7 protein-coding genes and 2 pseudogenes are annotated in these 6,267 nt (G+C 39.5%); 2 read left to right on the forward strand and 7 right to left on the reverse strand.

Annotated features, from left to right (window positions below):
• Positions 1 to 48: 48 nt before the first annotated feature.
• Both C0J08_RS13940 and C0J08_RS13945 read right to left on the reverse strand, forming a co-directional pair.
• Positions 49 to 618, reverse strand: coding sequence for a DJ-1/PfpI family protein (locus tag C0J08_RS13940; protein WP_212652545.1), 570 nt, complete (start codon positions 616 to 618; stop codon positions 49 to 51).
• Between the two features lie 177 nt (positions 619 to 795).
• A complete protein-coding gene (locus tag C0J08_RS13945; RefSeq protein ID WP_212652546.1) occupies positions 796 to 1,305 on the reverse strand; it encodes a GNAT family N-acetyltransferase in 510 nt (169 codons plus the stop codon).
• A gap of 306 nt (positions 1,306 to 1,611) precedes the next feature.
• Here C0J08_RS13945 and C0J08_RS13950 point away from each other — a divergent pair, with 306 nt between their 5' ends.
• Entirely contained in the window at positions 1,612 to 2,757 is a 1,146-nt protein-coding gene (locus C0J08_RS13950; protein WP_212652547.1) for a porin, read from the forward strand.
• Between the two features lie 284 nt (positions 2,758 to 3,041).
• Here the strand turns inward: C0J08_RS13950 and C0J08_RS13955 are convergent, their stop codons facing one another.
• The 5 genes and pseudogenes from C0J08_RS13955 to C0J08_RS13975 all read right to left on the reverse strand — a co-directional run bounded on the left by C0J08_RS13955 (position 3,042) and on the right by C0J08_RS13975 (position 5,960).
• Positions 3,042 to 3,659: a MarC family protein gene (locus tag C0J08_RS13955; protein WP_212652548.1), complete on the reverse strand. Its 618-nt coding sequence runs from the start codon at positions 3,657 to 3,659 to the stop codon at positions 3,042 to 3,044.
• 36 nt (positions 3,660 to 3,695) lie between these two features.
• Positions 3,696 to 3,830 (reverse strand): annotated as a pseudogene (locus C0J08_RS22900) (YdeI/OmpD-associated family protein); the annotation flags it as partial.
• 283 nt (positions 3,831 to 4,113) lie between these two features.
• The gene (locus tag C0J08_RS13965; RefSeq protein WP_212652549.1) at positions 4,114 to 4,893 is read right to left on the reverse strand and encodes an alpha/beta fold hydrolase; all 780 of its coding nucleotides are present in this window, start codon (positions 4,891 to 4,893) and stop codon (positions 4,114 to 4,116) included.
• 153 nt (positions 4,894 to 5,046) lie between these two features.
• Positions 5,047 to 5,352, reverse strand: a complete 306-nt coding sequence (locus C0J08_RS13970) for an NIPSNAP family protein (protein ID WP_212652550.1) — start codon at positions 5,350 to 5,352, stop codon at positions 5,047 to 5,049.
• Between the two features lie 158 nt (positions 5,353 to 5,510).
• A complete protein-coding gene (locus tag C0J08_RS13975; protein ID WP_212652551.1) occupies positions 5,511 to 5,960 on the reverse strand; it encodes a GNAT family N-acetyltransferase in 450 nt (149 codons plus the stop codon).
• 111 nt (positions 5,961 to 6,071) lie between these two features.
• Between C0J08_RS13975 and C0J08_RS13980 the strand changes: the two are divergent.
• Positions 6,072 to 6,267: pseudogene (locus tag C0J08_RS13980) on the forward strand (IS110 family transposase); the annotation flags it as partial.

Raw genomic sequence — 6,267 nt, forward strand, 5'->3', positions numbered from 1 at the left:
CACTTTTACACTAACTAAACTCACCCGAGTTCACTCAATAAATGCTATCTATTCAGCTAACAAAGCATAAAACTGAGCAAGCCATGCCGGATGCGCTGGCCAGGCTGGTGCGGTTACCAAATTGCCATCCGTGACGGCTTGATCCACGGGAATATCCATAAACTCCCCCTTCGCAAGCTCCACCTCAGGCTGACAAGCAGGATAAGCAGAACACTTCCGACCTTCCAAAACACCAGCCGCCGCCAACAACTGCGCACCATGACACACTGCAGCAACAGGTTTATTGGCATCGAAAAAGTGCTTCACCATCGCCATCACCGTTTTATTTAAACGCAGATATTCAGGTGCTCGACCTCCTGGGATCACCAAGGCATCGTAATCTTCCACCTTGATATCCGCAAAGGTCGCATTCAAGGCAAAGCGGTGGCCTGGTTTTTCCGTATAAGTTTGATCACCTTCAAAATCATGAATCGCCGTCGCTACCGTATCGCCAGACTTCTTATCAGGACACACCGCATGCACAGTATGGCCAACGCTCATCAGCGCCTGAAATGGCACCATTGTTTCGTAATCTTCCGTGAAATCACCAGTAATCATTAAGATTTTTTTATTCGACATGACACCATCTCCTGTTTTGGTTAAACGTCCTATGTTGTAACAGTTAGAGAAAGGGAAAAGGTATTAACGGGTTATTACATTAGGTTTGCCGTTGGTGGCTTGGGAGTTGGTCTCTTAATATCAAGACCTCACAAAGGTGGGTGGTTTGTTACCAGGTGATTAATTTGTTGTTTATCGTTATGGGCGAGAAATCCTATATTCGTAGAAAATCACACTAGTTTCATTTCCCGCTTGCTCTACAAAACCTAATTTTTTAAGTAGATTAGCTGAGGCAACATTTGATATTTCAACGCCACCAATAAGCTTTGACCAAGGCTCAACTCTAGCGACTTCTTGGATAAAACATTGCAATAATTCGCTGGCCAGCCCTTGTCCCCAATGCTTCTCACTGAGCAAGTAACCGATATGCGCTTCGCTTTCGCTTTCTACATAGACGAACAGGAAACCAATTAACTCGTTGTCTTGGGATTTTACCAGAAGAAGCCGACTCTCAAGCCGCATTCGGTCAAGCCAAGTTATTGACAATTCACTAGACGTAATACCATGAAAATATGGAGGCAGATTTTCAACGACTGATGGCGTAAGAATGTACGGTATCTTTTCAACTAGAGCCGATCTCTCATTCAAAGCTAACTCTTTAGAAACTTCATCTACTTTCAGTCTCTGGGTTTCAAAAGATAGGGTCATAAAATGGAGTCTACTTCAACAAAAATTAGAACGTCTAGCTAAGGTGAGAGATACGCTATCCCAAACCGACATACATGAAAAATAATACTTTTAAACTTTTCAGAAACTTATCGTATAAAGATTAGATGTATGGTAACTTTGCAAAATTATGTAAAGAAATGTTATAAACTTATATAAAGTTGTTGATGTTTGTGAACATTATTTCATGAAAGACATGAACACAATAGCCAGTTAATTTTAGTTAGTTAATACACTTTACCCCTCAATAATACACCGGATTCAATAAGCAATGAAGGAATGCATTTCATGAAAAAAGTACTACTCACCTTGGTTCCCTCTTTACTTCTAGCAGCAACAGCGAACGCCAGTAGTATTATTAAGACAGATAACTCCAGCTTGGATATTTTTGGTCGTGCAAAATTTACAGCGCAAGACGACTCTGAAAAAAGTAGCTCTTCCAGTTTTAGCACTCGTTTAGGCGTTAAAGGAGAAATGAAAGACGGAAACGGCACTAACGCCTTTTTTATGACAAGTTGGGAAATGCTTTCTTCTTCTGATAAGTCAGCATCGAATAATACTAAAACGGTAAAAGTTGCAAACCCTGATAAACCACAGATTAAATCTGAAAGACTTGATGTTCTTTCATCATCTGCCAGCAGCGACAACATATCAGCTCGCTATCAATTCGTAGGACTAGGCTTTGATGGTATTGGAAAATTTACATTTGGCCAAACAGACACGCCTTTTTACACTCTAGTCACTAGCGCTACTGATATTTTTCAATATAGCGGTCTTGAAGCGTCGGCTAACACGTACGGCACTCCTACTCGTGCGTCTAACTTAGCTCTTTACTCAAACTCATTTGGCAAACTTTCTGTTCAGGCATCTTATCAATTCGAAACAAAAAAGGGCAGTAACTCAGAAAGTGGTTCTGTTATAGATGTATTTGATGGTGGACTAAATACGGCAAATTTCAACACTCAAAAAAATGCTTATAGTGCCGCTGCTGCTTACGCTCTTAGCGATGCTTTAAACCTTCGCGCTGGTTACGCTAATCAGACCTTTACTGAAGACGCAACGAAATCTAATTATGGTCTAGCTTTTGATTATACACTTGGCAACTTATACCTTGCTGCCGTATACACTAGCACTATTGAAGATGACAATAAGAACACAACGACTCGTAATGGCTATGAAGTAGCGGCATCATACAATCTGGACAAATTTACATTCACAACGGGTTATGCATCCGGTACTCAAACCAGTGACGTAGCAACAACGACAGACACTGACACCGGAAAAGTTATGAAAAACGATGACATCAGCTATGCTGAAGCATTTAAGCTAGGCGTGACGTACAAAGTTTTCAACAACGTTACAACCATTGCTCAAATCACGCACAACACAAATGGTTCAGATATTTTTTACGGCGGATTAAATTACTCATTTTAATATATCGCTAAAGTTAAGTACTGACAGTATCGATTTAATTGCGTAAACCGCAATTAAATCGATACAAAATACTCTGCGAAGCATTGGTCTTGATCACAAAATTTACTTTACCGCTTTATATCCTTTCCAATAAGCCATTCCTTAAATATTCATCACTATCGAATCCCCCGATTAATCTAATGGCAGACACATTAGGCTGTAATTATTTAAATTATAGAGGCTGATTATAATTAGACGAGAAGACACAGTGCTCTGGAAAAATCACTTTTATGTATGCCATATCTTTAACTTACTTTATTGACGAGTGCCATTAGCCCAACAATCAGCATTTGCACCCCGATAACAGCAAGAATTAATCCCATCAATCGAGTCACTATACTAAGCCCACTTTTACCTATTAAAGATAAAATAGTTGAACTGTAAATAAAGCAGATAAAGGTGATGAGGCATAAAACGGCAAATACAGACACAGTCGTTAAAATTCCCATGAAACCACCAGCTGCCGAGTAGTTCATTGCTGTTGCTATGGTTCCTGGACCGGCAAGAAGTGGAACGGCTAAAGGAGATACTGCTAAATCATCTTCATCGTCACCCTCGGCCGAATGCAACTTTGAACCATGGCCATTCAACATATGGTATCCCACCACAAAGACTAAAATCCCCCCCGTTATCCTCAGCGCATCAATGGTAATACCGAATAAATGAAAAATCGCTTTTCCAAGAACAGAGAAAGCTAGAATGATAAAAAAGGTAATAAGAATCGCCTTACTCGCTACTTTTCTTTGCTCTGATTTACTTCTATCACCAACTAAACCGGAAAATGCCGCTGTATTTGCAATAGGATTCATAATCGCAAAAAAGCTCATAAACACGGTAATAACCTGTGTATATAAATCACTCATATCTTTTTCCTTTTGTTTAGTCGTTAGAAGAGAAATTTATCTCGATTTTCCCCCGTACTCCAGCATGACTAAAAACTTAGCCATTCTGGTTTCCCGTGTCGTCAGTTTCTTCGCTGAGTGGAGCGGGTAGTAAATACGATAGCAATACGAGTTTGACAGTGTTACATAAAAATCATCAGCCTTAGCAGACTATTTTAGTTCCACCAAAGCTTCAGATAACTAATTGGTTGTCACCATAGCGTTGACTTGTAAGTAGGTATACATGAAGTAAAGTCGAGAAAGCCTTTTCTTATCATCAACACTCTTGGTGATAATCTCAGGCGGATTGGTTTCAAATGAAAACTGCTCTATTTTTCACCTGAAACCAATTTAATTATTCAGCTTTTTAGTCATTATAAAATGAGCATTTCAAATCAATAATGGTGATCTTTGTAAGTCGAACTTACCTGACAAATTAACACTCTGGTGAAAATAAGTTCTTAATATATTGTGAGAACTCTTTTGGCTTCTCTTGCGGCATCATGTGACTTTCACCACGTAATTCTTTTAATTGGCTATTACCTAATAACTCTGACGTTCTAACGGTTACCAACTTAAAAAGGTCACGAGTGTTCTCACCATAACCAAAAACAACAGGAACATTGATTTTTGACACAGTTTCAGCATTTATCAAAGGTTGCTCTTTTTGATTGAGCTGATAAGACAAAGTATATTTTTTAGCAAGCTGAAGAGCCTTCACCGCTTCACTTTGACTATGAAAATAGCCTTGCTCATTTCCTGAGCCATCAATCAAAGACTCCACCGCTTGCACAAGATTGCCTTGAGAGAAATATTCAAACACAGGACCAAACATCTTGTTAGCATCCCGCTGCCATGCTCCCAATTCTGGTTCTTGTAAACATCCGGGATAACCAAGCTCATAGAGAAAAACCTTAGCAACAGACAAGTCGTGCTTTACTAAAGCATTCAAAACCACATCTGCACCATACGACCAGCCAACTATGTTGACTGCTTTATCCTTGGAAAGTTGATGAACCAGCTCGGCTAAATCGTCAGCGTGAGTATTTAAACCAAAACCTTCTACATCACCTTCATCAAAACAACGTAATGTAATAGACACTACTTCAAAATCAGCAGCTAAATACGCCAAGTGATCATTCCACATAGAGCTATCAGTCAATGCTCCATGAACCAAAACAAGATAATCTCCGTTACCTTCTCTTTTGTATTTCATTATAAAATCTCGTTAAATTATTAACACCAGCTAAAGTGGCTGACAACCTACTACCAAGAGCTTCCTCTTAACAGAGTAAACGCAAAAGCCAAATCCAACCAAAACGGCCAAACTTTGCGAGTCAATCTTAAAGCGCTTGTTATCCGTAATTTTTTAACCAAGTACAGGCCTAAAAAAACTACGCTCATAACTGATAATACAGTCTACTTTATCGGCAAATTCGAAAGCTTTAATACACTCAGCGTCATTCTGAGACTTAATGCGATAATCCTCGTAAGCAGACAAACTTTCAAATGTAAAAAGAGCCAAAGCGATATTATTTGCGCCTTCAGATGGCAGAAAATAGCCATTGTGTTGACCACCAAATTTCTCAACGAGAGGGATCCACATTTTCGCGTATTCTTCGAACTCCCTAACCTTCTTGGGATCTATTACATACCTGACATAACAAGTAATCATAAACACTAATTCCTTCTAATTGCTTGATTTTGTGGGCTAGGCAACGCCAAATTAAGGTGAGCACAACACTTACATCTTGTCTAAAACATTATGTCATAAAAACTAAACTAGCTTGGAGTGAAAGCACCGAGCGTGGTGAATCACTCTTAAATTGTGTGTTATGTAACAAGCGCCTTAGATAGGCAAATTGAGCGTCTTACACCAACATACTTACCATATGCGCCCGACTCTGAATAAGCGTTACGCAGATAAAAATTCACTGCCTTTAAATTAACTCTTCGTGTAGACAGGACGGAATTTTTATAGCCTTTTTCAATCGCATAACTTTCGAGTTGTTCAAGTAAATAAGTTCCTGCACCTGGTGTATTTGAGTACATTCGCTTGAGTTCACAAACTTCACTTTGGTGGTACCTAAAGACCCCACACGCTACTGCAACTTTGTTTAGATACACCACAATACATCCATCTTTCGACGAATCAAAAGCATCAGGTGAAAACGAGCTTTCGCCAGAATCATTAGTGATCTGGCTAAGTGATGAGTTCAATTTTGCTACGAGCGATTGAAAGTCAATGTTGTTTGGTTCTACTTTCTTGTGTTCGAATTTCATACCTGTCACATAGACATAATGACTCCCCACGATGCTAGCCTCCAATTCCGTGGGTTAGTGTAAAACCAGAGCCATAATTAGTGTGTCAACAACTAAATCATGGAGGCTAGCATGATTGAACATAGCATAGTTTTTATTGGGTTGGACACTCATAAAGAGTTTATTGAAATTGCCTATATCGAGGATCAGCGCGGAGCGACACCTATTCATTTCGGGCGTATATCAAGCTCTAAGGTGGCTATCAAAAAGTTTGCCCGCCAATTTCAAGCTAAGTATCCCTCTGCCACACTCCATTTTGTTTATGAAG

This window comes from Marinomonas sp. CT5, assembly GCF_018336975.1.
In the GTDB taxonomy this organism is placed as follows: Bacteria; Pseudomonadota; Gammaproteobacteria; order Pseudomonadales; family Marinomonadaceae; genus Marinomonas.